The sequence below is a fragment of the Novosphingobium sp. ES2-1 genome (assembly GCF_015169775.1).
Taxonomy (GTDB): Bacteria; Pseudomonadota; Alphaproteobacteria; order Sphingomonadales; family Sphingomonadaceae; genus Novosphingobium; species Novosphingobium subterraneum.
Window position 1 is genome coordinate 2,527,704 of sequence record NZ_CP063445.1, and the last position, 24,331, is coordinate 2,552,034.

General features: G+C 64.0%; 20 protein-coding genes. 4 read left to right on the plus strand and 16 right to left on the minus strand.

The window, feature by feature from the left end; all coding sequences use genetic code 11:
* Nucleotides 1-46: 46 nt before the first annotated feature.
* The 6 genes from IM701_RS12405 to IM701_RS12430 form a co-directional block, all read right to left on the minus strand.
* Nucleotides 47-2,068 carry an acetyl/propionyl/methylcrotonyl-CoA carboxylase subunit alpha gene (locus IM701_RS12405; RefSeq protein WP_193827095.1) on the minus strand — a complete coding sequence of 674 codons (2,022 nt, stop codon included), beginning with the start codon at nt 2,066-2,068 and terminating at the stop codon, nt 47-49.
* A 367-nt stretch (nt 2,069-2,435) separates the two neighbouring features.
* Entirely contained in the window at nt 2,436-3,719 is a 1,284-nt protein-coding gene (locus tag IM701_RS12410) for an O-acetylhomoserine aminocarboxypropyltransferase (protein WP_193827096.1), read from the minus strand.
* A gap of 32 nt (nt 3,720-3,751) precedes the next feature.
* Entirely contained in the window at nt 3,752-5,893 is a 2,142-nt protein-coding gene (gene scpA, locus IM701_RS12415; protein WP_193827097.1) for a methylmalonyl-CoA mutase, read from the minus strand.
* 116 nt (nt 5,894-6,009) lie between these two features.
* Complete coding sequence (gene mce, locus IM701_RS12420; protein ID WP_039331821.1) at nt 6,010-6,450, minus strand: methylmalonyl-CoA epimerase; 441 nt, start codon at nt 6,448-6,450, stop codon at nt 6,010-6,012.
* A 2-nt stretch (nt 6,451-6,452) separates the two neighbouring features.
* A complete protein-coding gene (locus IM701_RS12425) occupies nt 6,453-7,631 on the minus strand; it encodes an acetyl-CoA C-acyltransferase family protein (protein ID WP_193827098.1) in 1,179 nt (392 codons plus the stop codon).
* Nucleotides 7,632-7,660: 29 nt separating this feature from the next.
* Nucleotides 7,661-9,187: an acyl-CoA carboxylase subunit beta gene (locus IM701_RS12430; protein WP_062342692.1), complete on the minus strand. Its 1,527-nt coding sequence runs from the start codon at nt 9,185-9,187 to the stop codon at nt 7,661-7,663.
* A gap of 225 nt (nt 9,188-9,412) precedes the next feature.
* Between IM701_RS12430 and IM701_RS12435 the strand changes: the two genes are divergently transcribed.
* Nucleotides 9,413-10,822, plus strand: a complete 1,410-nt coding sequence (locus tag IM701_RS12435; RefSeq protein WP_039331814.1) for a short-chain fatty acyl-CoA regulator family protein — start codon at nt 9,413-9,415, stop codon at nt 10,820-10,822.
* 35 nt (nt 10,823-10,857) lie between these two features.
* Here the strand turns inward: IM701_RS12435 and IM701_RS12440 are convergent, their stop codons facing one another.
* The 4 genes from IM701_RS12440 to IM701_RS12455 form a co-directional block, all read right to left on the minus strand.
* Nucleotides 10,858-11,235: a VOC family protein gene (locus IM701_RS12440; protein ID WP_039331812.1), complete on the minus strand. Its 378-nt coding sequence runs from the start codon at nt 11,233-11,235 to the stop codon at nt 10,858-10,860.
* Nucleotides 11,236-11,328: 93 nt separating this feature from the next.
* The gene (locus IM701_RS12445) at nt 11,329-12,477 is read right to left on the minus strand and encodes a dipeptidase (RefSeq protein ID WP_230487693.1); all 1,149 of its coding nucleotides are present in this window, start codon (nt 12,475-12,477) and stop codon (nt 11,329-11,331) included.
* A 141-nt stretch (nt 12,478-12,618) separates the two neighbouring features.
* On the minus strand, nt 12,619-13,956 hold the full coding sequence (locus IM701_RS12450) for an MFS transporter (RefSeq protein ID WP_193827100.1): 1,338 nt from the start codon (nt 13,954-13,956) through the stop codon (nt 12,619-12,621).
* A gap of 47 nt (nt 13,957-14,003) precedes the next feature.
* Complete coding sequence (locus tag IM701_RS12455; protein ID WP_039331808.1) at nt 14,004-14,477, minus strand: MarR family winged helix-turn-helix transcriptional regulator; 474 nt, start codon at nt 14,475-14,477, stop codon at nt 14,004-14,006.
* Nucleotides 14,478-14,545: 68 nt separating this feature from the next.
* Between IM701_RS12455 and IM701_RS12460 the strand changes: the two genes are divergently transcribed.
* From IM701_RS12460 to IM701_RS12470, 3 genes are all read left to right on the plus strand, one after another.
* Nucleotides 14,546-16,030 carry a carotenoid oxygenase family protein gene (locus IM701_RS12460; protein ID WP_193827101.1) on the plus strand — a complete coding sequence of 495 codons (1,485 nt, stop codon included), beginning with the start codon at nt 14,546-14,548 and terminating at the stop codon, nt 16,028-16,030.
* Nucleotides 16,027-16,488 carry a DUF3237 domain-containing protein gene (locus IM701_RS12465; protein ID WP_039331805.1) on the plus strand — a complete coding sequence of 154 codons (462 nt, stop codon included), beginning with the start codon at nt 16,027-16,029 and terminating at the stop codon, nt 16,486-16,488. Before IM701_RS12460 ends, IM701_RS12465 begins: the two co-directional genes overlap by 4 nt.
* A 215-nt stretch (nt 16,489-16,703) precedes the next feature.
* Nucleotides 16,704-17,042, plus strand: a complete 339-nt coding sequence (locus IM701_RS12470; protein ID WP_193827102.1) for a hypothetical protein — start codon at nt 16,704-16,706, stop codon at nt 17,040-17,042.
* Here the strand turns inward: IM701_RS12470 and IM701_RS12475 are convergent.
* From IM701_RS12475 to IM701_RS12500, 6 genes are all read right to left on the minus strand, one after another.
* Entirely contained in the window at nt 17,039-18,622 is a 1,584-nt protein-coding gene (locus tag IM701_RS12475) for an MFS transporter (protein ID WP_193827103.1), read from the minus strand. The two genes, IM701_RS12470 and IM701_RS12475, sit on opposite strands and share 4 nt — an antisense overlap.
* Before the next feature lie 22 nt (nt 18,623-18,644).
* Nucleotides 18,645-19,700: an amidohydrolase family protein gene (locus tag IM701_RS12480; RefSeq protein WP_193827104.1), complete on the minus strand. Its 1,056-nt coding sequence runs from the start codon at nt 19,698-19,700 to the stop codon at nt 18,645-18,647.
* 37 nt (nt 19,701-19,737) lie between these two features.
* Nucleotides 19,738-20,412, minus strand: coding sequence for a DUF2490 domain-containing protein (locus IM701_RS12485; protein ID WP_193827105.1), 675 nt, complete (start codon nt 20,410-20,412; stop codon nt 19,738-19,740).
* An 88-nt stretch (nt 20,413-20,500) separates the two neighbouring features.
* Complete coding sequence (locus IM701_RS12490) at nt 20,501-21,931, minus strand: NAD-dependent succinate-semialdehyde dehydrogenase (protein ID WP_193827106.1); 1,431 nt, start codon at nt 21,929-21,931, stop codon at nt 20,501-20,503.
* A gap of 57 nt (nt 21,932-21,988) precedes the next feature.
* Nucleotides 21,989-22,729 (minus strand): nuclear transport factor 2 family protein, encoded by a 741-nt coding sequence (locus IM701_RS12495; protein WP_193827107.1) that lies wholly within the window; start codon nt 22,727-22,729, stop codon nt 21,989-21,991.
* Between the two features lie 60 nt (nt 22,730-22,789).
* Nucleotides 22,790-24,181 carry an MFS transporter gene (locus IM701_RS12500; RefSeq protein ID WP_193827108.1) on the minus strand — a complete coding sequence of 464 codons (1,392 nt, stop codon included), beginning with the start codon at nt 24,179-24,181 and terminating at the stop codon, nt 22,790-22,792.
* Between the last annotated feature and the right edge of the window lie 150 nt (nt 24,182-24,331).

Consider the following 24,331-nt stretch of genomic DNA (forward strand, 5'->3'; position numbering starts at 1 on the left):
ATTCTAGTCGCAGCGGGGTGGGCACATGGCGCCGCCCCGCCCGGCCTCACTCCATTTCCAGAATGATCGCGTCGACCGCCAGGCTGTCGCCCGCCTTGGCGTTGACCGACTTGACCTTGCCCGCCTTTTCGGCGCGCAGGATGTTCTCCATCTTCATCGCTTCGACCACGGCGAGCGGCTGGCCTGCTTCCACGGTATCGCCCTCGCCCACGTTGAGGCTGACGAGCAGGCCCGGCATCGGGCAGATCAGGAACTTCGAAAGATCGGGCGGGATCTTTTCGATCATGTGCCTGGTCAGGTGCGCGATGTGGGCGGGCAGCACCTGCACGTCATGGATCGCGCCCCGCGTCGTCAGCTTGAACCCGGCGCGCGTGGTTTCGACCTTCACTGACAGCGGCTTGTCGTCGACCTCGCAATGCACCATGCGGTCGCCCGGGGTGTATTCGAGCGCGATGTCGATGGCCTTGCCATCAACGCTGATCTCGTCCTCGGTCAGTTCCACCGCATAGGTCGAACCACCGATCTTCACCGCCCATTCCGACGGCGGATCGAGGTCGTGGCCAAGCTGGTTGTCGACCTGCCGCGCCCGGTCCGACCGCGCGGTGGCAAGAAATGCTGCCAGCGCCGCCAGCGTTTGCTTCAGTTCGTCCGACGTTGCCGCGCCGTGGAAGCCGTCCGGGTATTCCTCGGCAATGAAGCCGGTGGTCAGCTCGCCCGAACGGAAGCGCGGGTGCTGCATGATCGCATTGACGAAGTCGATATTGTGGCCAAGCCCTTCGATCTCGAAAGCGTCGAGTGCCTGGATCTGCTTGTCCGCCGCCTCGTCGCGCGTCTTGCCCCAGGTCACCAGCTTGGCAATCATCGGGTCATAGAACATCGAGACTTCGCCGCCTTCATAGACGCCATCGTCCACGCGCACGCCATCGACACCGCGACGGCCATTGGCCTGCCCATCGTCGGTCCATCCGGCCAGCGGCGGGTTGTAGCGGATCAGGCGCCCGGTCGAGGGCAGGAAACCGCGATAGGGATCTTCGGCATAGACGCGGTTTTCGATCGCCCAGCCATCGATCTTGATGTCGTCCTGCGACATCTGCAGCTTTTCGCCATAGGCGACGCGGATCATCTGCTCGACAAGGTCGATGCCGGTGATCGCCTCGGTGACGGGATGCTCCACCTGCAGGCGGGTGTTCATCTCAAGGAAGTAGAAGCTCTCGCCAGAGGGGTCAGCGCCCGACACGATCAGTTCCACTGTGCCTGCGGAGTAATAGCCCACCGCGCGGGCCAGCGCGACGCACTGTTCGCCCATGGCCTTGCGCATTTTCGGGGTGACGAAGGGCGAAGGCGCTTCTTCCACCACCTTCTGGTGGCGGCGCTGGATCGAGCATTCGCGCTCGTTGAGGTAGAGAATGTTGCCGTGCTTGTCGCCGAGGATCTGGATCTCGATGTGGCGCGGGTTGAGGATGAATTTCTCGATGAACACGCGGTCATCGCCGAACGAGTTCAGGCCCTCGCGCTTCACGGCCTCGAAGCCCTCGCGCACGTCCTTCTCGCTGTAGGCCAGGCGCATGCCCTTGCCGCCACCGCCGGCCGAGGCCTTCATCATCACCGGATAGCCGATCTCGTCCGAGATGCGCACGGCATGCTCGGTGTCCTCGATCTCGCCGACGAAGCCGGGGACGACGTTGACGCCCGCTTCCTTGGCGAGCTTCTTGGACTCGATCTTGTCGCCCATCGCGGCAATCGCGCCGACAGGCGGGCCAATGAACGCGATGTTCTCTGCCGCCAGCGCCTCGGCAAACGAGGTGCGCTCGGACAGGAAGCCGTAACCCGGATGCACGGCTTCCGCGCCGGTCTGCTTGCAAGCAGCAATGATCTTGTCGGCAATCAGGTACGACTGCGCGGCCGGCGCCGGCCCGATATGCACGGCTTCATCTGCCATCTGCACGAACGGCGCCCGCGCATCGGCATCGGAATAGACCGCCACCGTCCGAATACCCATCCGACGCGCCGTCTTGATCACACGGCAGGCAATTTCACCACGGTTGGCGATGAGGATTTTCTTGAACATTCAGCGAGACCTATTGTTGAGCCAGTAAACTGCCCCGCAAAGAGCAACAAGCAAGGAAACAAGAAACACAATCGCAATTGCTTCTCTGAATTCACAAAGAGCTGTTGGATTGCTTGCGTCAGGAATTCCGCAGACGTGCCAATTCGTTTCTGCAAAGTCCAAAGCGGAAATACCTAGGAACAACCAGCACGCGACGATCACAAATACGATGAGGACAAAGCGCAAAAAGTTCATTCCGAAGCCTCACCTTCAATCGTCACCCCGGGCTCGACCCGAAGTCCCGCTAATCCCGTGACCGCGCAAAAGGCAGCGGGACCCCGGGTCAAACCCGGGGTGACGGGGAAGAGGCAAGGCGAAGAAGCCAAGATCACACCAGCTCCAGCGCCTGCGCGAGGTCGGCGACGATGTCGTCGATGTGTTCGATACCCACCGACACGCGCACGGTGTCCGCGCCCGCGCCCGCGGCCACCAGCTCTTCCTCGCCCAACTGGCTGTGCGTGGTCGAGGCGGGGTGGATGATCAGTGAGCGGGTGTCGCCGATGTTGGCGAGGTGGCTGAACAGCTTGACCGATTGGACCAGCTTGACGCCCGCCTCGTAGCCGCCCTTCACGCCGAAGGTGAACACCGCGCCACCCTTGCCGCCAAGGTACTGCTTGGCCAGCTGGTGATAGGGGTCTTCCGGCAGACCTGCGTAGGACACCCACGCCACCTTGGGATGCGCCTGCAACCACTGCGCCAGATGCAGCGCATTGCTGCAATGCCGCTCCATGCGCAGCGCCAGAGTTTCCATGCCGGTCAGCGTCAGGAACGCGTTCATCGGCGCCATCGACGGCCCGAGATCGCGCAGGCCGAGCACCCGGCAGCCGATGATGAAGGCGATGGGGCCCACGGGCTTCAACGCCTCGGTCAGCACCGCGCCGTGGTAGCTCGGGTTGGGCTGGGTGAGCGAGGGGAACTTGGTCGTAGCCGCCCAGTCGAACTTGCCCGAATCCACGATCAGCCCGCCGATGGAATTGCCGTGGCCGTTGAGGAACTTGGTGCACGAATGGACGACGATGTCCGCGCCATGTTCGATCGGGCGGCACAGCGCGGGGCTGGCCATCGTATTGTCGACGATCAACGGCACGCCCGCCGCGTGCGCAACCTCGGCAATCGCGGCAATGTCCTGCACCACGCCGCCGGGGTTGGCGAGGCTTTCGATGAACACGCCGCGCGTCTTGTCGGTGATCGCGGCAGCAACCGCAGCCGGATCGTCGGCATCGACGAAAACCGCCTTCCAGCCGAACTTGGCAAAGCTGTGCGCGAACTGGTTGAGCGTGCCGCCATAGAGCTTCTTGGCCGCAACGATCTCGCAGCCCGGCTCCATCAGGGTGTGAAACACGATGAACTGCGCGGCATGGCCCGATGCCACGCCCAGCGCAGCCACGCCGCCTTCCAACGCCGCAATCTTCGCTTCAAGCGCGGCGTTGGTCGGGTTCATGATGCGCGTGTAGATGTTGCCGAACTCGGCCAGCGAGAACAGGTTCGCGGCGTGCTCGGCACTGTCGAACACGTAGCTGGCCGTCTGGTAGATCGGCGTGATCCGCGCCTTGGTGGTCGGATCAGGCTCGCACCCGGCGTGGACCGACAGCGTTTCGAGCTTCTGTGTCATCGCATCTCTCCCGTTGTAAGGCGCGAATACTATCAGGCGGCGTCGATCTCGCTACCCGGCGGCGGCATGTTGTGGCCAAGCAGGCGCAGCATGTCTGCGGCGCATTCGACCACGTTCGAGCCTGGACCGTAGATGCCCTGCACCCCGGCTTCGCGCAGGAAATCGTAGTCCTGCGGCGGGATCACGCCCCCTGCCACGACCTTGATGTCCGCACGCCCTGCGGCCTTGAGATGGCCGATCAGTTCGGGGATCAGCGTCTTGTGCCCGGCGGCGAGCGAAGATGCGCCAACCGCATCGACGTCCTTCTCGAGTGCCAGCGCGGCAGCTTCCTCGGGCGTCTGGAACAGCGGGCCGGAGGTCACCTCGAAGCCCATGTCGCCAAAGGCCGAGGCAATCACGTTGGCGCCGCGATCGTGCCCGTCCTGGCCCATCTTGGCGACGAGCATGCGGGGCTTGCGGCCAAGCCGGTGCGTCACCGCCTCGACACCATCCAGCACCTGCTGGTAGCGCGAATCCCCGGCATAGGCCGAGCCGTAGACGCCCTTCACCGGGGTCGGGAAAGTGCCGTGGCGGCCGAACACGACTTCCATCGCATCCGAAATCTCGCCCAGCGTGGCGCGGTGGCGCGCGGCTTCCACGGCGAGTTCCAGCAGGTTGCCGCCGGTCTTTGCACCTTCGGTCAAGGCATTAAGCGCAGCACGGCACTTCGTTTCGTCACGCGTCTCGCGCACGCGCTTGATGCGGGCGATCTGGGCTTCGCGGACAACATGGTTGTCGACTTCCAGCGTTTCGAGCTTGTCCTCGCTCGCCAGGCGATACTTGTTCACGCCGACGATCACGTCCTCGCCACGGTCGACGCGGGCCTGACGCCCGGCGGCGGCTTCCTCGATCATCGCCTTGGGCCAGCCAGCGGCCACGGCCTTGGCCATGCCCCCATCGGCCTCGACGCGCTCGATGATTTCCCAGGCCTTGTCGACCAGTTCCTGCGTCAGCGCCTCGATGTAGTACGACCCGCCGAGCGGATCGACCACGTTGCACATGCCGGTCTCTTCCTGGATCACGATCTGTGTGTTGCGCGCGATACGGGCGGAAAAGTCGGTCGGCAGCGCGATGGCTTCGTCGAGAGCGTTGGTGTGGAGCGACTGGGTGCCGCCCAGCATCGCGGCCATCGCCTCGATCGTGGTGCGGATGACGTTGTTGTAGGGGTCCTGCTCCTGCAAGGACACGCCCGAAGTCTGGCAGTGGGTGCGCAGCATCTTGGAGCGCTCGTCCTGCGCGCCGAGCTTGGTCATCACCCGGTGCCACAGCACGCGCGCGGCGCGCAGCTTGGCCACTTCCATGAAGAAGTTCATGCCGATGGCGAAGAAGAACGACAGGCGCCCGGCGAACTTGTCGATGTCCAGCCCCGAGGCGACGCCATACTTCACGTATTCCATGCCGTCGGCGATGGTGAAGGCCAGTTCCTGCACCTGCGTCGCCCCGGCTTCCTGCATGTGGTAGCCGGAAATCGAGATCGAGTTGAACTTGGGCATCTCGCGGCTGGTGTAGCCGAAGATGTCCGAGATGATCCGCATCGAGGGCTCGGGTGGGTAGATGTAGGTGTTGCGGACCATGAACTCCTTGAGGATGTCGTTCTGGATGGTCCCGTCGAGCAGCTTGCGATCTACGCCCTGCTCTTCACCCGCCACGATGAAGAATGCGAGGATCGGAATGACCGCGCCGTTCATCGTCATCGATACCGACATCTGATCGAGCGGAATGCCGTCGAACAGGATCTTCATGTCCTCGACGCTGTCGATGGCAACGCCCGCCTTGCCGACGTCACCCACCACGCGCGGATGGTCGGAGTCATAGCCACGGTGCGTGGCAAGGTCGAAGGCGACCGAGAGGCCCTTCTGACCCGCGGCAAGGTTGCGGCGATAGAAGGCGTTGGATTCCTCGGCGGTGGAAAAGCCGGCGTACTGGCGAATGGTCCAGGGGCGGCCCGCATACATCGAGGCGCGGACGCCGCGCGTGAACGGGGCGAAACCGGGAAGGCCGGGATCGGAAGTCACGTCCTCGGCGGTGTAGAGTGGCTTGACGGCGATGCCTTCCGGCGTCTGCCAGGTCAGGTCTTTACCCTTCACTTCCTTGGCGGCGGCAGCCTGCCAGTCGGCCAGTGTCTTGTCGGTCATTTTGCCATCTCGCACGTCATGCTGAACTTGTTTCAGCATCCATTTTGCCACTCGAACCGCCGTGCCATTCGCACGATGGACCCTGAAACAAGTTCAGGGTGACGGTTCTCTCACCCTCAGTGATGCCCGTCCTTGGGCGTCTCCATGATCTCGGTCAGCTGCCCGCCCATGTCCTTGGGGTGCACGAAGAAGATCAGCGTTCCGTGGGCACCGATGCGGGGTTCGCCGAGCACGCGCTTGCCCTGCCCCTCGAACCAGGCCTTGGCCTCGTGAATATCGGGCACTTCGTAGCAAAGGTGGTGCTGCCCGCCCAAGGGATTGGCCGCGAGCCACTTGCCCACTGCGCTGTCCGGGCTGGTCGGCTGGATCAGCTCGATCTGCGTCCCCGCCGTGCCGTTCTCGCCCGGCGTATTGACGAAGCACACCCGCACCTGCTGGCTTTCCAGCACGAACGGCTCGGTGATGTCACTTGCGCCCATCACGTCACGATAGAACGCGATGGAAGCGTCGATGTCCGGCGTTGCAACGCCCACGTGGTTGAGGCGGCCCAGTTTCATGTTCAGACCTTCTCGATGACCATGGCGATGCCCTGACCGCCGCCGATGCACATGGTGATGAGGCCATAGCGTCCGCCGGTGCGGTGCAGTTCGTACATCGTCTTGATCGTCAGGATCGCGCCGGTCGCACCGATCGGATGGCCGAGCGAGATGCCCGAGCCGTTGACGTTGGTCTTTGCCGGATCGAAGCCCAGTTCCTTGGCCACGCCGCAGGCCTGCGCCGCAAAAGCCTCGTTGCTTTCGATCACGTCGATCTGGTCGAGCGTCAGCCCCGCCCGCTGCAATGCCACCGGCACGGCCTTGACCGGCCCCAGACCCATCACGTTCGGTTCCACGCCCGCATGGCCCCAGCCGAGGATCTTGGCCATCGGCTTCAGCCCATGCTCTTCAACCGCCTTGCCGCTGGCGAGCACGACCGCTGCCGCGCCGTCGTTGATTCCGCTCGCGTTGCCGGCGGTAACCGTGCCGTCCTTCTTGAACACCGGCTTGAGGCCAGCCATCGCCTCGACCGAGGCATCGGCGCGCACGTGCTCATCCGTATCGAACACCGTCACGCCCTTGCGGGTCTTGATCTCGACCGGGACGATCTGCTCCTTGAAGTAGCCCGCTGCGATGGCTGCGGCCGCACGCTTGTGGCTTTCCACCGCCAGCGCGTCCTGCTCCTCGCGGCTGATCGCGCAGCGCTCGGCCACGTTCTCCGCCGTCACGCCCATGTGGATGTTCTCGAACGGATCGTGCAGCGCGCCGAGCATGGCGTCCATCAGCACCTGGTCGCCCATCTTCTGCCCGTTGCGCGCGGTCAGCACCATGTGCGGCGCGTTCGACATGCTTTCAGCGCCGCCGCCGATGGCAATGTCCTGCTCGCCAAGGGCAATGCCCTGCGCCGCCGAGACGATCGCCTGCAGGCCCGAACCGCACAGGCGGTTGACGTTCATGGCGGGAGCCTCGATCGGCACGCCCGCGTTTACCGCCGCGACGCGGCTGACATAGGCATCCTTGGGCTGGGTCGGCACGACCGTGCCGATCACCACGTTCTGCACATTGTCAGGCGTGATCCCGGCGCGGGCAATCGCTTCCTTGATGACAATCGCGCCGGTTTCGGCCGGACGCAGCGAGGCAAGGCCGCCGCCGAACGAGCCGATGGCGGTACGCGCGCCCGAGACGATGTAGATGTCGGTCATGGTCAGTCTTTCCAAAGTCTTGGGACAAGTCAGAGCGGAATGTTGTCGTGCTTCTTCCACGGGTTCTCGAGGGCCTTGTTTTTGAGCTTCCTGAGACCCAGCGCGACACGGCGGCGCGTCGAGTGCGGGTGGATCACCTCGTCGACGAAGCCCTTGCTGGCTGCCACGAACGGATTGGCGAAGCGGTCCTCGTATTCCTTGGTCTTCACCGCCTGCTCTTCGGCGGAAAGCCCGCGGAAGATGATCTCGACCGCGCCCTTGGCGCCCATCACCGCGATTTCGGCGGTCGGCCAGGCGTAGTTGAGGTCGCCGCGCAGGTGCTTGGAGGCCATCACGTCATAGGCGCCGCCATAGGCCTTGCGGGTGATGACGGTGATCTTCGGGACGGTCGCCTCGGCATAGGCGAAGAGCAGCTTGGCGCCGTGCTTGATGATGCCATTGTGCTCCTGCGCCGTGCCGGGGAGGAAGCCCGGAACGTCGACGAAGGTCACGATCGGAATGTTGAACGCATCGCAGAAGCGCACGAACCGCGCGGCCTTCTTGGAGGAGTTGATGTCGAGCACACCTGCCAGCACCATCGGCTGGTTGGCGACCACACCCACGGTGCGGCCTTCGACGCGCCCGAAACCGCAGATGATGTTCGCGGCATGCTTGGGCTGGATCTCGAAGAACTCGCCCTCGTCCACTGTCTTGCGGATGACTTCGTGCATGTCATAGGGCTGCGTCGCCGAAGCCGGCACGATGGTATCGAGGCTGGGCTCGAGGCGGTCGTAAGGATCCGAGGTGGGCCGCTCGGGCACGTCCTGGCGGTTCGACAGCGGCAGGTAATCGAAGAAATCGCGCGCCGCCAGCAGCGCCTCGATGTCGTTCTCCAGCGCGAGGTCGGCGACCGAGGTCTTGGTCGTGTGCGTCACCGCGCCGCCCAGTTCCTCTTGGCTGACGACCTCGTTGGTCACGGTCTTGACCACATCCGGGCCGGTGACGAACATGTACGAGCTGTCCTTCACCATGAAGATGAAGTCGGTCATGGCAGGCGAATAGACCGCGCCGCCCGCGCACGGCCCCATGATCAGCGAAAGCTGCGGCACCACGCCCGAGGCCAGCACGTTGCGCTGGAACACCTCGGCATAGCCGCCGAGCGAGGCCACGCCTTCCTGGATGCGTGCGCCGCCGGAATCGTTGAGGCCGATCACCGGCGCGCCGACCTTCAGCGCCATGTCCATGATCTTGCAGATCTTCTGTGCGTGCCGTTCCGAAAGCGATCCGCCGAACACCGTGAAGTCCTGGCTGAACACATAGACCAGACGGCCGTTGATCGTGCCCGATCCGGTGACCACGCCATCGCCCGGAATGACGGTGTCGGGCATGCCAAAGTCGACGCAGTTATGCTCGACATACATGTCCACTTCCTCGAAGCTGCCCTCATCCAGCAGCACTTCGAGGCGTTCGCGTGCGGTCAACTTGCCCTTGGCATGTTGGGCATCAATGCGCTTCTGCCCGCCACCCAGCCGCGCGGCTTCCCGGCGCTTTTCCATTTCGGCGATATTGGCGGACATGCGTGGCATCCCTTCTTCTGACTGGCGGACCGTTTTCTGCTGCGACTCCGGCCTGCTCCTCCTCCCCGAGGCGCCACGCCAGAGCCGCGCCCGCGCCCTGCCGGAACGACACCGGGCGCGGATCGGCGTTCCAACTGCGCCACGCCGCTTGCCAAGTCCAATGTTATTCTGCAAACTTGCGAAGGGTCACTTTGCAAAACCGGTCGAAGCCGGGGGACGGGATAAATGGCACGACGCCGCTTGTTTGCAGGCGAACAACTCAAGGCTCTGCGCGTCACGCGAAAGCTGCGCCAGGGCGAGATGGCATCGCTTCTGGGGATCAGCGCCTCCTATCTCTCGCAGATCGAGAATGACGAGCGCCCCCTGACCCCTGCGCTGACCGACCGGTTGCAGCAGAGCTTTCCGGTCGAATGGCAGGACTTCGCTGCCGACCGGGTCGAGCCGGTGCTTTCCGCCTTGCGCGATGCCACCGCCGATCCGATGCTGGGCCAGATGCTTCCCGGCGATCAGGTGGAGCGCGTTGCAGAGCAATACCCCGCCTTCGCCCAGGCCTTCGCCCAGTTGTGGGACCAGCACCGCCGCTCGGTTCAGCGGCTCGAAGCCATCGACGAGGCGCTGGGATCGGACAGTATCTCCGGCGGCCGCCTGCCGTGGGAAGAAGTGCGCGACTGGTTCCACCACGCCAACAACTACGTCGATACTATCGACCGCGCCGCCGAACGACTGGCGGTGCGACTATCCGGCACCGGGCTGACGCCGACATCGGCGCAAATGGCAAGCTGGCTGGAGAGTCGCGGCATCGCGGTTGAACAGGTCAGCGGCGGGGCAATGCGGCGCTTCGACCCCGAAGCGCGCCGCCTCACCATAGATCCCAACCAGCCGATCGAATCCGCCCGGTTCCAGATCGCATACCAGCTGGCGGCCGAAGCCCTGCGCGATGAAATCAGCGCCATCGTCGGCGAGGCAACGCTGCAATCGGACGCCGCGCGCCAGCTCCTGACCGTAGGCCTGGGCAATTATGCGGCAGGCGCGCTGATCATGCCCTACGAATGGTTCCGCACCCGCGCCCGTGCGCTGCGGCATGATATCGATCAGCTGCGCCTGACTTTCGGGGCCAGCTTCGAGCAGGTCTGCCATCGCCTGTCGACGCTGCAACGCCCGCAGGCGCGCGGGATTCCGATGTTCTTCTGCCGCGTCGACATGGCCGGCAACATCACCAAGCGCCACTCGGCCACGCGCCTTCAGTTCGCCCGCTTCGGCGGTGCCTGCCCGCTATGGGTGGTGCACGAAGCCGTGGCGATCCCCGATCGGATCCACGTGCAGGCCGCAGAAATGCCCGATGGCGTGCGCTATGTCTCGATTGCCAAGGGCCTGGTGAAGCCTTCGGGCAGCTATTATCGCATACCGCGCCGCTACGCCGTGGCCCTGGGCTGCGAGGCGGCGCTGGCCGATGAGTTCATCTATGCCGACGGGATCAATCTTGCACGACCCGAGGCCGTGACGCGGATCGGCATTTCCTGCCGCATCTGCCCGCGCGACAAGTGCGACCAGCGCGCCTTCCCGCCCAGCGACCGCGCCATCGTGGTCGACCCGCATGCCCGCGATCTGGTGCCTTACGGGATCACGGACATGTGAAGGCCGCCCCGGCTCGATACCGGGGCGGCTGGCGATCAGGCGTTGGGATTGGGCGCGAAAGCGCAGATCTTGTTGCCATCCGGATCGCGCAGGTAGGCGCCATACTGCTTGCCCGGCGAGTTTTCGCGAACGCCCGGCTGACCTTCGCAGGTGCCGCCGTTAGCAAGGCCTGCGGCGTGCCAGGCATCAACCACCGAGGAATCGGCCGCCTTGAAGCCGAGCGTGTAGCCGTTGGAGACGGTGTGCGCTTCGCCGTTGCTTGGCTTCGCCACGATCAGCGAGCCGTTGGGCGAAGGGAACAGCGTGCCGTGCGGCAGTTCCACCGCATTGTGACCGAGAGTCTGCATTACCGCGCTGTAGAACTTGCGCGACTTTTCGATGTCATTGGTGCCAAGGAAAGTGTGGGTAAACAAGGTGGTCTCTCCGTCCAGATTGTTATTGAACCAAACTATCTTGCCGCCTTCCCGCCCTTGCGTCGAGAGCGAAAATGGCGGCGAAATGAAACGTCAGAACGTCGTCGCGCTTTCAAGCGGGGCATCGCTGCGGTGCGCGGCGGCATAAGCCTCGGCAGCCTTCATCACCCGCAGGATGTTACCGCTGGCAAGCTTCCCGAGATCCGCCTTCGACCAGCCGCGCCGGGACAGTTCGGCGAAGAGCACGGGGTAGGTCGAGACGTCTTCCATGCCCTGCACCGTGGCCTCGACACCATCGAGGTCTCCGCCGAGGCCGACGTGGCCGACGCCGATCAATTTTGCAATGTGATCAATATGATCCGCGACGTCCTTGACGCTGCCGCGCGGCATCGGGTTAGCCTTGTCCCAAGCCGCGAGCGCCGCCTTCTCGGCGGCGGGATCGCCACGATTGAGCGCCTTGGCGCGCGCCGCTTCGGCGTCCCGCGCAGCGCTCCATTGTCGTGCCGCTTCAACGACATAGGGCGGATAGAAGTTGACCATGACGATGCCGCCAGCAACGCCGATCGCCTTCAGCGTCTCGTCCGAGACATTGCGAGCGTGGTGGTTGATCGCACGGGCGTTGGAGTGGCTTACGATCGGCGGCGGACCGCCCAGCGCCAGCACGTCACGCATGGTCGCCTCGCTGACGTGGGCGAGGTCGACCAGCATGCCAAGCCGTTGCATTTCCTTGACAACTTGTCTTCCGAACGGCGTCAGACCATCGTGCGCGGGGGCGTCGGTGGCGCTATCCGCCCAGGCATTGTTCTTGAAATGCGTCAGCGTCATGTAGCGCGCGCCTAGAGCGTGCATCTGGCGCAGGACGCCCAGCGAGCCGCCTATCGAATGGCCGCCCTCCATGCCGATGAGCGAGGCTATCCTCTTCGATTTCCACGCTTTTTCGACGCAGGCCGTGTCGATGCAGAACTGCATTTCAGCCGGGTGCCGCGCGATCAGGCGCTTCATCACGTCGATCTGTTCAAGCGTGGCCTGCACCGCCTGCGGCTCTGGCAGATCGGCCGAGACATAGACCGACCAGAACTGCCCTCCCACATTTCCGGCGCGCATTCTGGGCAAGTCGGTCATCATCCCGACGCTGCGCGTGTCATTGAAATCAAAGCCTTCCAGAACATCCTTGCGGCGTTCGCGGAGCTGCTCGGGGACGTCGTTATGGCCGTCCCAGACCAGTGGAGAAGAACTTTCCAACTCTCGCGAACTCTGGGGTGACTCTGCGGCAACTCCCCCGCAACTCCCCCATAACAGGGCCATGCAAAGCAGGGGCGAAACGAGGCTTCTGGTCACGCGCATTCCACCCCCTTCGATCCGGTCAAGGATGCTGAAGTGATCCTACCCCGCAGGCTGATCCGCCATCACGTCGTCGCCATCGCGCTCGGGCAGCATCAGGAACAGCACGAGGCTGACCACCGAGCCCATTGCCATGATGATCGATACCGTCAACAGTTGGTCATCCCCCAACCAGCCGAACAGAGTGCCCGCCAGCAACGGACTTCCCGCAGCCCCCAGCCGCCCGACGCCCAGCGCGAAACCTGTGCCGGTGGCCCGCGCATAGGCCGGGAAGCCGCGCGCAAAGGCGGCATAGTAGCCGCTGATCGCCGCATTGGTGAAGAAACCGGCGATCATCGTCGCCATTTGCCACGCATTGAGCGTATCACGCCCGGTGCCGAACCAGGCCACCAGCATCGCGCCGATCAGCAGCATCAGCGCGGTCGGCCACCTGACCCCCAGCCGCGCCATCACGAAGCCGAAAAGCGCGCTGCCCAGGAACCCGCCGATGTTGGCGTATGTCAGCACCGTGGCCGCCTGCGCCGGAGGATAGCCCGGCGGATAATCGGACACGATCTGCACCCCGAACTTCAGGATGTAATAGAAGGTGATGCAATGAAACGTGTAGCCGAACGCCAGGAGCAAGGTGACCGGGCGCAGTCTGGGGTTGGACAGGATATCGGTTACCCGAGGCTTGGCGGTACCCGCCACGATCACCGGCAGATCGCTGATGGCAGGCTTGCCAAACGCGGCGAGCGTGCGGTTCACGCCCGCCAGATTGCGCTTCGTCGCCAGATAGGCCGCCGTTTCGGGCACCAGCACCAGGATGACCGGGATCAGGACTGCGGTCACCGCGGCGCCGAACAGAAACACCGCGTGCCAGCTGTAGGTGGGTAGCAGCCATTCCGATGCGGCAATTCCGCCGACGATCGCGCCCAGCGGATAGCCCGCCACATAGACCGCGATGGCGACAGAGCGCCAACGGCTGTTGGTGCTTTCGGCAACCACCGCGTTGGTTGTGGTGAGCATCCCGCCGATGCCGATGCCGGTAAGGAACCGGTAGGCAACCATCGGCTGAACCGCCGTCGCGATGCTTGCCAGATACATGCCAATCGCCATCAGCACGAGGCAGGCAAGCATGGTAAACTTGCGGCCATACCGGTCTGCCGCCCCACCGAGCAGCACCGAACCGAAGCCCATGCCGAGCAGCTCGGCCGAAAGCACCACGCCCAGCGCCGGGCGGGCAATGCCCCAATCGGCGGTGATACCCGGCGCGGCAAAGGCGCTCGACAGCACGTCAAACCCGTCAAGCGCGTTCAACAGCACCATCAGGACCACCACGATCCACTGGCGGACACCCATGGGCGTCTGCTCGATCACCTCGCGCGGGGTTTGTGACATGCGGCCCGAATCCTCTCCAAGAATGGCTTATTGCTATCTGATATAACTTATTCGTGGATTCTGGAAAGCAGTTCGATGAGTTGCCGCACTTCCTTGTCGGTAAAGCGGCTTTTCACCCAGGCCTCGTGCTCGCCGATGGCCTGCTTGGCCCGGGCCAGCATTTCGACGCCAGCGGGCTCGAGGAACAGCGCCTGCTTGCGCCCGTCCCGTGGCGAGCGATCACGCCGCAGGAAATGCTTGGCCTGAAGGCGGTTGATGATCGCCATGGTCGTGGCGCGGTCCATACGCAGGCGCTGCGCCAGATCGGTCTGGGCGATGCCGGGGTGATCGTCGACCAGCCAGAGCACCGACACCTGCTTCTGCGTGAGATCGAGATCGGTGAAGGTTTCGGTGAAATGCCTGAGGCACGCGCCGTGGGCGAGACGGATGTGGAAGCCGAGAATATCGTTGATCGCGCCGACGTCATCCTCGTCGGTGTGGCCGACGGGCGCGATGGCGTCGGCGAATTTGTCCTTGATCAATGCCCTGCCCCCAACGATTGCGCTTGTCTAATTGTTAGCATTACATACAATATCGCGAGGAGGATGCCATGGCTCAATTTCCGAACACCCCCAGCTTCACGGGATTCAACACGCCATCGCGGATCGAGGCGGATATCGCCGATCTGGCCCACGAAGGCACGATTCCGCAAGAGTTAAACGGCGCATTCTATCGCGTCCAGCCCGACCCGCAGTTTCCTCCGCGTCTTGCCGACGACATTGCGTTCAATGGCGATGGCATGATCACCCGCTTTCATATCCATGACGGCCAGGTGGACTTCCGCCAACGCTGGGCAAAGACGGACAAATGGAAGCTGGAGAACGCAGCCGGAAAGGCCCTGTTCGGCGCCTATCGCAACCCGCTGACCGATGACGAAGCGGTCAAGGGCGAGATCCGTTCGACCGCCAACACCAACGCCTTCATCTTCGGCGGCAAGCTGTGGGCGATGAAGGAGGACTCCCCTGCCCTCGTAATGGATCCGGCAACGATGGAGACGTTCGGGTTCGAGAAGTTCGGCGGCAAGATGACCGGGCAGACCTTTACCGCGCATCCCAAGGTCGATCCCAGGACCGGCAACATGGTCGCCATCGGCTACGCCGCGAGCGGGCTGTGCACCGACGATGTGACCTACATGGAAGTGAGTCCGACAGGCGAGCTGATCCGCGAGGTGTGGTTCAAGGTGCCCTACTACTGCATGATGCATGACTTCGGCATCACCGAGGATTACCTGGTGCTGCACATCGTGCCTTCGATCGGCAGCTGGGACCGCCTGGAAAAGGGCATGCCGCACTTCGGCTTCGACACGACCAAGCCGGTGCACCTTGGCATCATTCCCCGCCGCGATGACGTGCGTCAGGAAGACATCCGCTGGTTCACACGCGACAACTGCTTTGCAAGCCACGTGCTAAACGCCTGGCAGGAAGGGACGAAGGTCCACTTCGTGACGTGCGAGGCGAAGAACAACATGTTCCCGTTCTTCCCCGACGTCCACGGTGCACCGTTCAACGGCATGGAAGCGATGAGCTACCCGACGGACTGGGTGGTCGACATGGCAAGCAATGGCGAGGACTTTGCCGAGATCGTGAGGCTTTCGGACACGGCGTCGGAGTTCCCGCGCATCGACGATCGCTTTGCGGGACGCAAGACCCGCCACGGCTGGTTCCTCGAGATGGACATGAAACGCCCGGTCGAGCTGCGCGGTGGCAGTGCCGGTGGACTGCTGATGAACTGCCTGTTCCACAAGGATTTCGAAACGGGGCGCGAACAGCACTGGTGGTGCGGCCCGGTATCGAGCCTGCAGGAACCGTGCTTCGTGCCGCGCTCCAAGGATGCTCCCGAAGGCGACGGCTGGATCGTGCAGGTTTGCAACCGGCTGGAAGAGCAGCGCAGCGACCTGCTGATCTTCGACGCGCTGGAGATCGAGAAGGGCCCGGTGGCCACAGTGCACATCCCCATCCGCCTGCGCTTCGGCCTGCATGGCAACTGGGCGAATGCGGATGAGATCGGGCTGGTGGAGAAGGAGATGGCTGCGTGATCCAACCGGGCCTCGAGTTCGTCTATGAGGCTACCGGCGAGCTGGAGCCGCCGGTGGCGATCGGCGAGACCTTTGACGGGACGCGGCGGATCATTCCGATCGTCGGCGGCGGTCGCGTGGAAGGGCCGCTGATCAGGGGCAAGCTGATCGGAAATGCGGCGGACTGGCAGGTGACGCGGCCTGACGGGGTGACCGTGGCCGATGCGATCTATGCGCTCGAGACCGATGACGGGGTGGTGATCCAGATCCGCAATCGCGGGCTGCGGCACGGCCCTCCGGAGGTCATGCAGCGGCTGGCATCGGGGCAGGAAGTCGATCCGGCGGAGTATTATTTCCGCACGGTGCCCGAGTTCATCGCGCCCAAGGGGAAGTATGACTGGATGAACCGGTCGATATTCGTCTGCTCGGGCGCACGCTATCCGCTGGGGATCAAGCTCTGGGTGTGGCGGGTGACTTGAGAAGTCGTTAGAGCGGTTTCCACCCATTCTGGTCCACCGTGATTGCGTCGGGCGGGCCGCCTTTCGCGCATCACAGCGTCGCTCGTCGGTCACTATGCGTTGGCATGGCTCCCTCCTCGCTCCTCGCGCTGGGCGAAAATCGGCTCCGTCACGGTTGACCAGAATGGGTGGAAACCGCTCTAAGGGCGCAGGACTCCTCGATCCAAGGCGCACCGATGGCCCGCAAGCATTCCAAGCACGATTCCTGGCAGGATACCGAAGACGAGGCCGAAGCGCCGCCGCCGCCGCCGCCATGTTGGCTCTGCGGGCGTCCTACCGGTTCGACCATCGTCTGGCATCACCCCGTGCCCAAGAGCCGGGGTGGGCGCGAGACCGTACCGATGCATGCGATCTGCCAGAATACGCTGATCACCACATTCACAAACTCGGAACTGCAGCGCGCCGGGATGGACGCTTCGGTTCTGCTGGCCAACCCGGCAATCGCTAAGTTCGTGAGCTGGGTCGCAAACAAGGACCCAGACTTCAACGCGGCAATCACGAAGAAGCCTCGCTAGGCCGCGGCGCGCTCCAGCAGCGTTGCCTCGTCCTTCTGCGCGCGGCGAGCGATGAAGAGCATCAGGACCGCAATGGGAATTGCCACCGCGTTGATGGAGAGCATCGCGGTGCGCAAGCTGCCGGTGGCGTCGGACAGGAGGCCCACGACATAGGGACCGATGCCCATGCCAAGTATCGTCATCACCAGCAGGTAGAGGCTGGCGGTGAGCCCTCTCATGCGCGGCAGGACCTGATCGTACATGATCGCATAGAGTGGCGGCATCCAGCCGGTGAGGATGAAGCTGTAGATCAGGAAGCGGGCATAGAAGCTGCCGGGATCGGCGGCGGAATAGACCCAGAACGACATGACCGGCGAAGCTGCCATCGCGAACAGGGCAACCCATGCGCGACCGGCGCCGGGGAAGCGCTGGTTCAACCAATCGGACAGCGGGCCCCATGCCAGCGGGCCGATGATGCCCATGGCAGCCGAGAGCAGGCCGAACTGCAGCGCGGTTTCCTGCATGGTCAGGCCATAGGTGCGGATCAGGAAGCTGGGGTTGAAGGCCATCATGCCGTAGTTGATTACCGACTGCAGCGTGCCCACAGCAATGCACATCATCACCGTGGGCGAGCGCGAGATGACGCGGAAGGCTTGGGCGTCGCCCAGCTTCATGCCCTGCATCAGGTTGACGATGACGAAGACGCCGAGGCCGATCACGCTCCACTGCAGGGCGTGGGGATTGAGCGTTATGCTGCCGAGTTGCATCGGCGGCTTGGGGCTGATCGCGTTGCTCAGCAGCGTGAGCGCGTAAGCAGCCACGGCGATGAGGGTGAGCGCCACAAGGTTGCCGCGCACCATGGCGGGGCTGGCGCCCCTGCCCTTCATGCCAATCCAGTGGAAGCCCGGGGTGACCGAGCCGAGCAGCGCGAGGCTCCGGGCGAAGGGATGGGCTTCGGGTGCGGTTTCGATGCCGTCCATCTGCCCGCGCTGCGGCTCCTTCAGCATCCACACGAAAGCGGCAAGGACGAAGCCGGGGGCGGCAGCGACGAGGAAGGCGAATTGCCAGCCCTTGAGCCCGCCCGCCGCATGGCTGGCGTCCCACCATGCCGCGGCGACGCCACCCAGGATGAGCGAGCCGCCCAGGCCGAGAGCGATGGCCGAAGCGATGACCGACATGACGAAGCCGCGGCGGTGCTTGGGCCAGAAGTCATAGAGCAGCGAGGTGCCGGCCGGCGCCGTCGCCGCCTCGCCAATGCCGACGCCGAGGCGCGACAGGGCGAGCATGGCGAAGCTCGAGGCGAACCCGGCAAGGCCGGTTGCGGTAGACCAGAACAGCAGGCTGATGGCCAGCAGGCGCGTGCGCACCCAGCCATCGGCAAGGCGCCCGACGGGAAGCGAGAACAGCGCATAGAACAACGCGAAGACAGTGCCATAGAGCAGACCCATCTCGGCATCGCCGATGTCCAGGTCCTTCTTGATCGCGGGCGCGAGGATGGCGAGGATCTGGCGGTCGAGCAGGCTCATCGCGTTGGTCAACGCGACGAGGATCAGCGCGTACCATGCGCCGGGGGCCAGGGTACGGCGCGGTTCGGTGGTCATATTCTCTCCCTGCGCCTGCGGATCACAGCTTGAACCACTTCTCCGCATTCGTCTGGAAGAACTTCTTCTTGGTTTCAGCGCTCATGTCCATCGCATCCATCGCGCGGACTTCGTCGGCGACGTACTGGTAGGGGTAGTCCATCGCATACATCACGCGGTCTTCGCCCATGACCTGCTGGCAGAACTTGATCGCCGGCTCCCACGCCACGCCCGAATTGGTGACGAGGACGTTGGACTGGAGGTATTCGGCGATAGTCTTCTTGAGCGGCTTCATGCGTTCATAACGCTGCGAACGGACACCGGCCTGATGCATGTAATCAAGGCGGTAGAGCCAGTACGGCAGCGCCTCGCCCATGTGGCCGACCATGATCTGCAGGCTCGGGTACTTGTCGAAGATGCCGATGGTGATGAGGCGCAGCAGGTGCATGCCGGTTTCAACGCCGAAGCCGAAGATCGCGCCATCGAGCCCGGCTTCGAGCATCGGATCGATCATCGAATCCGGCGACGTGGCGGGGTGGATGTAGAGCGGCTGGTCAACCTCGACGAGGGCGCGGAAGATCGGGTCGAAGAACTCCTCGTCGAGATAGCGGCCTTGCGTGTGGCTGTTGATCTGGATGCCCTTGAAGCCGAGCTCTTTCGCACCCCGATGGATTTCGCGAGCCGACCATTCCGGGTCCTGCGGGGCAACGGTGCCCATGCCGATGTAGCGGTCCGGGTACTTCTCGCAGGCAGCCGCGAGCGTGTCGTTGGCGCGGGCTGCGAGGGTCTTTGCCTCTTCGACATCGAGCAGCGGCTGGACACCGGGCGAGGTCAGCGCGAGGATGGCCTTGTCGATGCCGGTGGCGTCCATGTCGGCGATGCGGCGCTCACCCAGATCGAGCAGGCGCTCGAGAATCTGGGTGGCGCGCTCGGACGGGGAGGTGGCATAGAAGCCCCAGAGCGAGACCATGCCCTTGTCGGCGGTGCCATCGCGGATCATGCGCAGGTAGACGTCGATGATCTCGCGCGTGGCGAAGGCTTCTTCGGTGGCGATGCGCAGGTAACCCTGTTCGCCTCCGGTCTTGAGTTCTGTGGTCATGCAGGCTTCCTTCCCGGAAAAGGCAGCCTGCGATCCATCATCTGCGGATGGTGAGCGACAGGCTGCCGATATGGTTCATGCGATCGGGCACGTTGAAACGATTGACGTGCTGGCCCGAATATCCCGCCTCGATGGCGATGCCCCTGGCGATGGGCACGCCCACCCCGGCAAAGCCGCGCAACTGGTCGAACCCGGCGCGCTGGCCCCATGCGGTGGTATCGAGGTTGACGAAGGGTTCGGCCCAGGCGATGGCATTGAGGCCCTTGGCCACCGGCGCATCGAGCCTGACCTGCTGGCGCAGGCGCCAGCCCGTGCCCGAGCGACCTTCGAGCCAGCGCTGTTCGAGACGCGTGCGCGAAGTCACCGTAGTCTTGCCGGGGCCGCCCACCACGCGAACCAGCGCCTGCTGGAACATGCGGTGTTCGTCGGTCGGCGTGCCGTTCAGCGGTTCGGTGCGGACGTAGGCGTAGCCCAGGAACAGGGTGTCGCTCGGCGTGATGCGATATCCGACGGCGGGGCGCAGCAGCACCTGCCCAAGCCGGTCCGCGCCATCGGTGAAGCGCAGTTGCACATCGGTAAAGAGCAGGACTTTCTGCCCGACCTCGATCGTCGAGAACTGGGCCAGCCAGACCTGTTCGTCCTCTTGCGCGGCCATGGCGCAGGGCGCGGACAGGAGGCTGGTGGCAGCCAGCAGGGCGCGCGATGGACGCATGGGAAGCTCCGGGCAACAGGGGGTGACCCTTTCGCGCTAGTATCAGCATGTTGCCCATAGGTTTCCAGAACACGTCAAAGCCTGCCTGTCAGCCTTCGTGCACGGCCTTGGTGACCATGCAGGCGAGCACGCCTTCGGGGCCGTCTTCCGCGCCGTGGCCCGACCACCTTACGCCCCCGAACGGAGAGTCCGCGCCGCCGATCATGGTGGTGTTGAGACCCAACATGCCGGTCTCGATCTCGCGAGCCAGACGCTTCTGGCGCGAGGCGCTTTCGGTCCAGGCATAGGCGGCGAGGCCATAGGGCAAGCGATTGGCCTCGGTGATCATCGCCTCTTCGCCGCTGAAGGGGTTGATCAAGGCGACCGGGCCGAACGGCTCTTCGTTCATGATGGCCGCGTCGAGCGGGACTTCGGAGAGGACTGTGGGCGCGTAGAAGTAGCCCGCATTGCCGATGCGCTCACCACCGGTGTGGAGGCGGGCGCCGCGCGTGACAGCATCGCCGATCAGACGGTCCATCGCCTCGGGTCGGCGGGCGTTGGCCATCGGGCCCATCTGGGAGCCGTCCTCAAGGCCGTTGCCGACCTTGATGCGGCCGACGCGCTCGGCAAAGCCGTCGCGGAAGCGTTCGAAGACGTTCTCCTCGACGATGAAGCGTGTGGGGCTGACGCAGACTTGCCCCGCATTGCGGTACTTTGACGCGGCCATCGTATCGAGGGCCTTGTCCACATCGGCATCGCCGAAGATCAGGACCGGGCCATGGCCGCCCAATTCCATTGTCGTGCGCAGCATGTTGTCGGCGGCAAGGCGCATGAGGTGCTTGCCGACAACGGTCGAGCCGGTGAACGACAGCTTGCGGATGACGGGCGAGCCGAGCAGGTGGCGGCTGACTTCATCGGGCACGCCGAACACGGCCTGCGCCACTTCCTTGGGCAGCCCGGCATCGAGCAGGCATTGCAGAACGCCCAATGCCGACGCAGGAGTTTCCTCCGCTGCCTTGAGGATGACCGAGCAGCCAGCGGCGATGGGCGCGCCGAGCTTGCGACCCGGATTGCCGAGCGGGAAGTTCCATGGCGCGAAGGCAGCGACAGGGCCAACGGGTTCGTGGGTGATCGTGCTGCGCTGTCCGGCGGGGCGGACCAGCGTGCGGCCATAGATGCGGAAGACTTCGCCGGCGTAGAAATTGAACAGACCGACGTTCATCAGAACTTCGATGCGCGCCTCGGGCAGGGTCTTGCCCTCTTCCATCGTGGCGATGCGGGCGAGGTCCTCCTGCCGCTCCATCATCAGACGCGCCGCGCCCTGGAGCACGGCAGCACGCTGTTGCGGCGTGCTTTCGCGCCAGATGTGGAAGCCCCTGGCGGCAACTTCAAGCGCGCGATCGAGATCGGCGGCTTCGGCCAGCGGCAGCTCGCCGATGGTCTCGCCGGTGGCGGGATTTACGACGGCGTGGGTACGGCGGCCTGCGCCGGAAATGCGCTCGCCATCGATGATCATGTGAAGCGTGGGATAAGTGGTCATTGCCAATCCATGGTTGCCGACGGGGGCCGGGAGGAGATGGCCCCCGCCAGCATTCGTTTAGCCGCGCGCGTTCTCGCGGTCGATGTCACCCTGCCAGCGCTGCGCCACCATTTCCTCACCCGTGACCGGGTGCTTCATGTGGAAGGCGTTGAGCTTGTGCGTGGGCCACAGCCAGTGATCGGTGATCAGCTCGTCCGGGCCGGTCGGGTCTTCCGGATAGGTCACCTTGGGGAACGGCACGTATTCGTGCGGGGTGTTGGCCCAGCCGCTTTCGAAATCGGCGTGCCAGATCGGCATGTAGTTGAGGATGTGCATCCGCCACACGCCGTCCACCTTCTTGTAGGTGTTCTCGTAGATGCCGCCTTCCCACCACTGGCGCGCCTTGAGGTGCGGGGCATCGCCTTCGTAGTCCTTGTGGCGGCCGGCCTGCATCATCGAGCGGGCGCGCCCCAGCGCGGTGACGCCATCGGGCTGGATGTTGATGATGTCCTGCAACTGCGGGTGATCGAGCAGGAAGCCATCGATCGGGCCGTTGTTGCCGTAGGTGAAGCGCTTCTGGAAGCGTTCGACATAGAGGCGGCGAACGCCTTCCTTGCCTTTCCACACGCCGCCGAAGAAGCGCACTTCGCCAACGTCGGTGAACAGGTCGACCGTCTCGTTATACATGCACTTGTCGATCAGGTAGCCGTAGAGATGCTGCAGCTTGCGGATATCAAGCTCATCCTCGCGCACCGTCAGGCGCTTTTCGAGATCGTTCAGGCGGCTTTCGAGCGCGGCAATCTGGCTGTTATCGGACACGTCCAACTCCCTTATATTTTGTAAGTCTTACTAACAATCTGACGAGCTGTGCGAGGCCTGTCAACGCCCCATTGCCTCCAGGCGCTCCACTTCCTCGCGATAGGGGCGAATTGCCTTGAACATCAGGAAAGTCGCGAGTGGCATGAGCACGCTGGCGGTGATCAGCAGGGCCTTCCACAACTGGGTGGGATCGCCGATCAGAACGTCCTGCACCTTGCCCACGACGTAGCTGCCCATCGCACCGAAGAAGGTGAACATGAACAGGTAGAAGGCGGTCACTTGTCCGCGCATGTCGTTGGGTGCGACGCGCTGGACCGCGGCGTTCTGCGGCACGGCGCCGGCGATGCCGAACATGCCCGAAAGCCCGAACATGATCAGCGAACCCCAGGCCGTAGGCATCAGGATGGCAGTGATGGTGCAGACGGTGACGCCCGCCGCGCAGCAAGTGGCGGCGCGGACGTTTGCGTCCTTGTAGCGCTTGGCCAGCCATTCGACGAACAGGCCGCCAAGCAGCAGGCCCGAAAGCGAGGCGATCAGCACCGTGATGCCGAGTGCTGCACCGATCTGCCCTTCGTTCCAGCCAAAGGTGCGGATCATGAAGGGCACGCGCCAGAACTGCAGGCCGAAGGTTTCGACCGCGCTGAGGGCCAGCGCGCCGAACAGCGGATAATAGACGCGCGGCTTGGCATTGATCGCGCGAAAGGCATCCAGCCCCATGAAGGTCAGCACCTTGCGCCCGAACGTGGCATTGACCGGGACCATCGGCGCGTCAGCCGCAGGGGCCATGCGCGGGGGCTCCTTGATCGTCAGGAACAGCAGGCCGACGAGGAGCGAAGGGATACCCATGAATATCAGGATCCACTGCCAGCCGAGGATCGTCAGCGGGCCGAGGTGAGTCGGCCCCCACGGCGCGGTCATCATCACCAGCATGCCGCCGATGAGCGGACCGAGGGTAGTGCCGCCGATGAAGCCGAACTGCAGCAGCGCAAAGGCGCGGGTGAGCTTCCTGGGCGGAAAGGCATCGGCAAGCAGTGAGTAGGACGCGGGCGCATGGGCGGAACCGCCGGCAGCAAGGAATACCCGGCTGCCGACGAACTGGCCGAAGCTTTGAGCAAGACCGCCTGCCGATATGATCACTCCGACAAGCGCGGCACCTGCGCCAAGCACGTACTTGCGCGGGTAGATGTCAGCCAGGCGCGCCAGCGGAATGCCGACGAACAGGTAGCAGATGATGCTGGCGGGCCCGGCGAGGAACCCGAGCTGCGAATCAGTGAGGCCGAAATCGTGCTTGATCCGCTCTGCCAGCATGCCGAAAGTGATCGCGTCGAAGAACGTCAGGAACGTCGCCAGGACGATGACGAACAGGGCCCAGTAGGCTGCGCTTGCCGGATGCTCGGCACGTTCATGCTGAACGCCGCCTTCGGGAACTGCCGTGACTGCGACACCTGCCATGTGCTCTCCTCTCTCGCCGTGCTCGCTCTCGGGACGGTCCTTTGCCAGACCTTTTCGAAGCAGCGATATTGTTAGTCTTGCATACAAATTCGCGCTGGTGAATACACAAGGTGAAAAATGATTCCCCGCCACCGAGACCTGGCGGCGGAC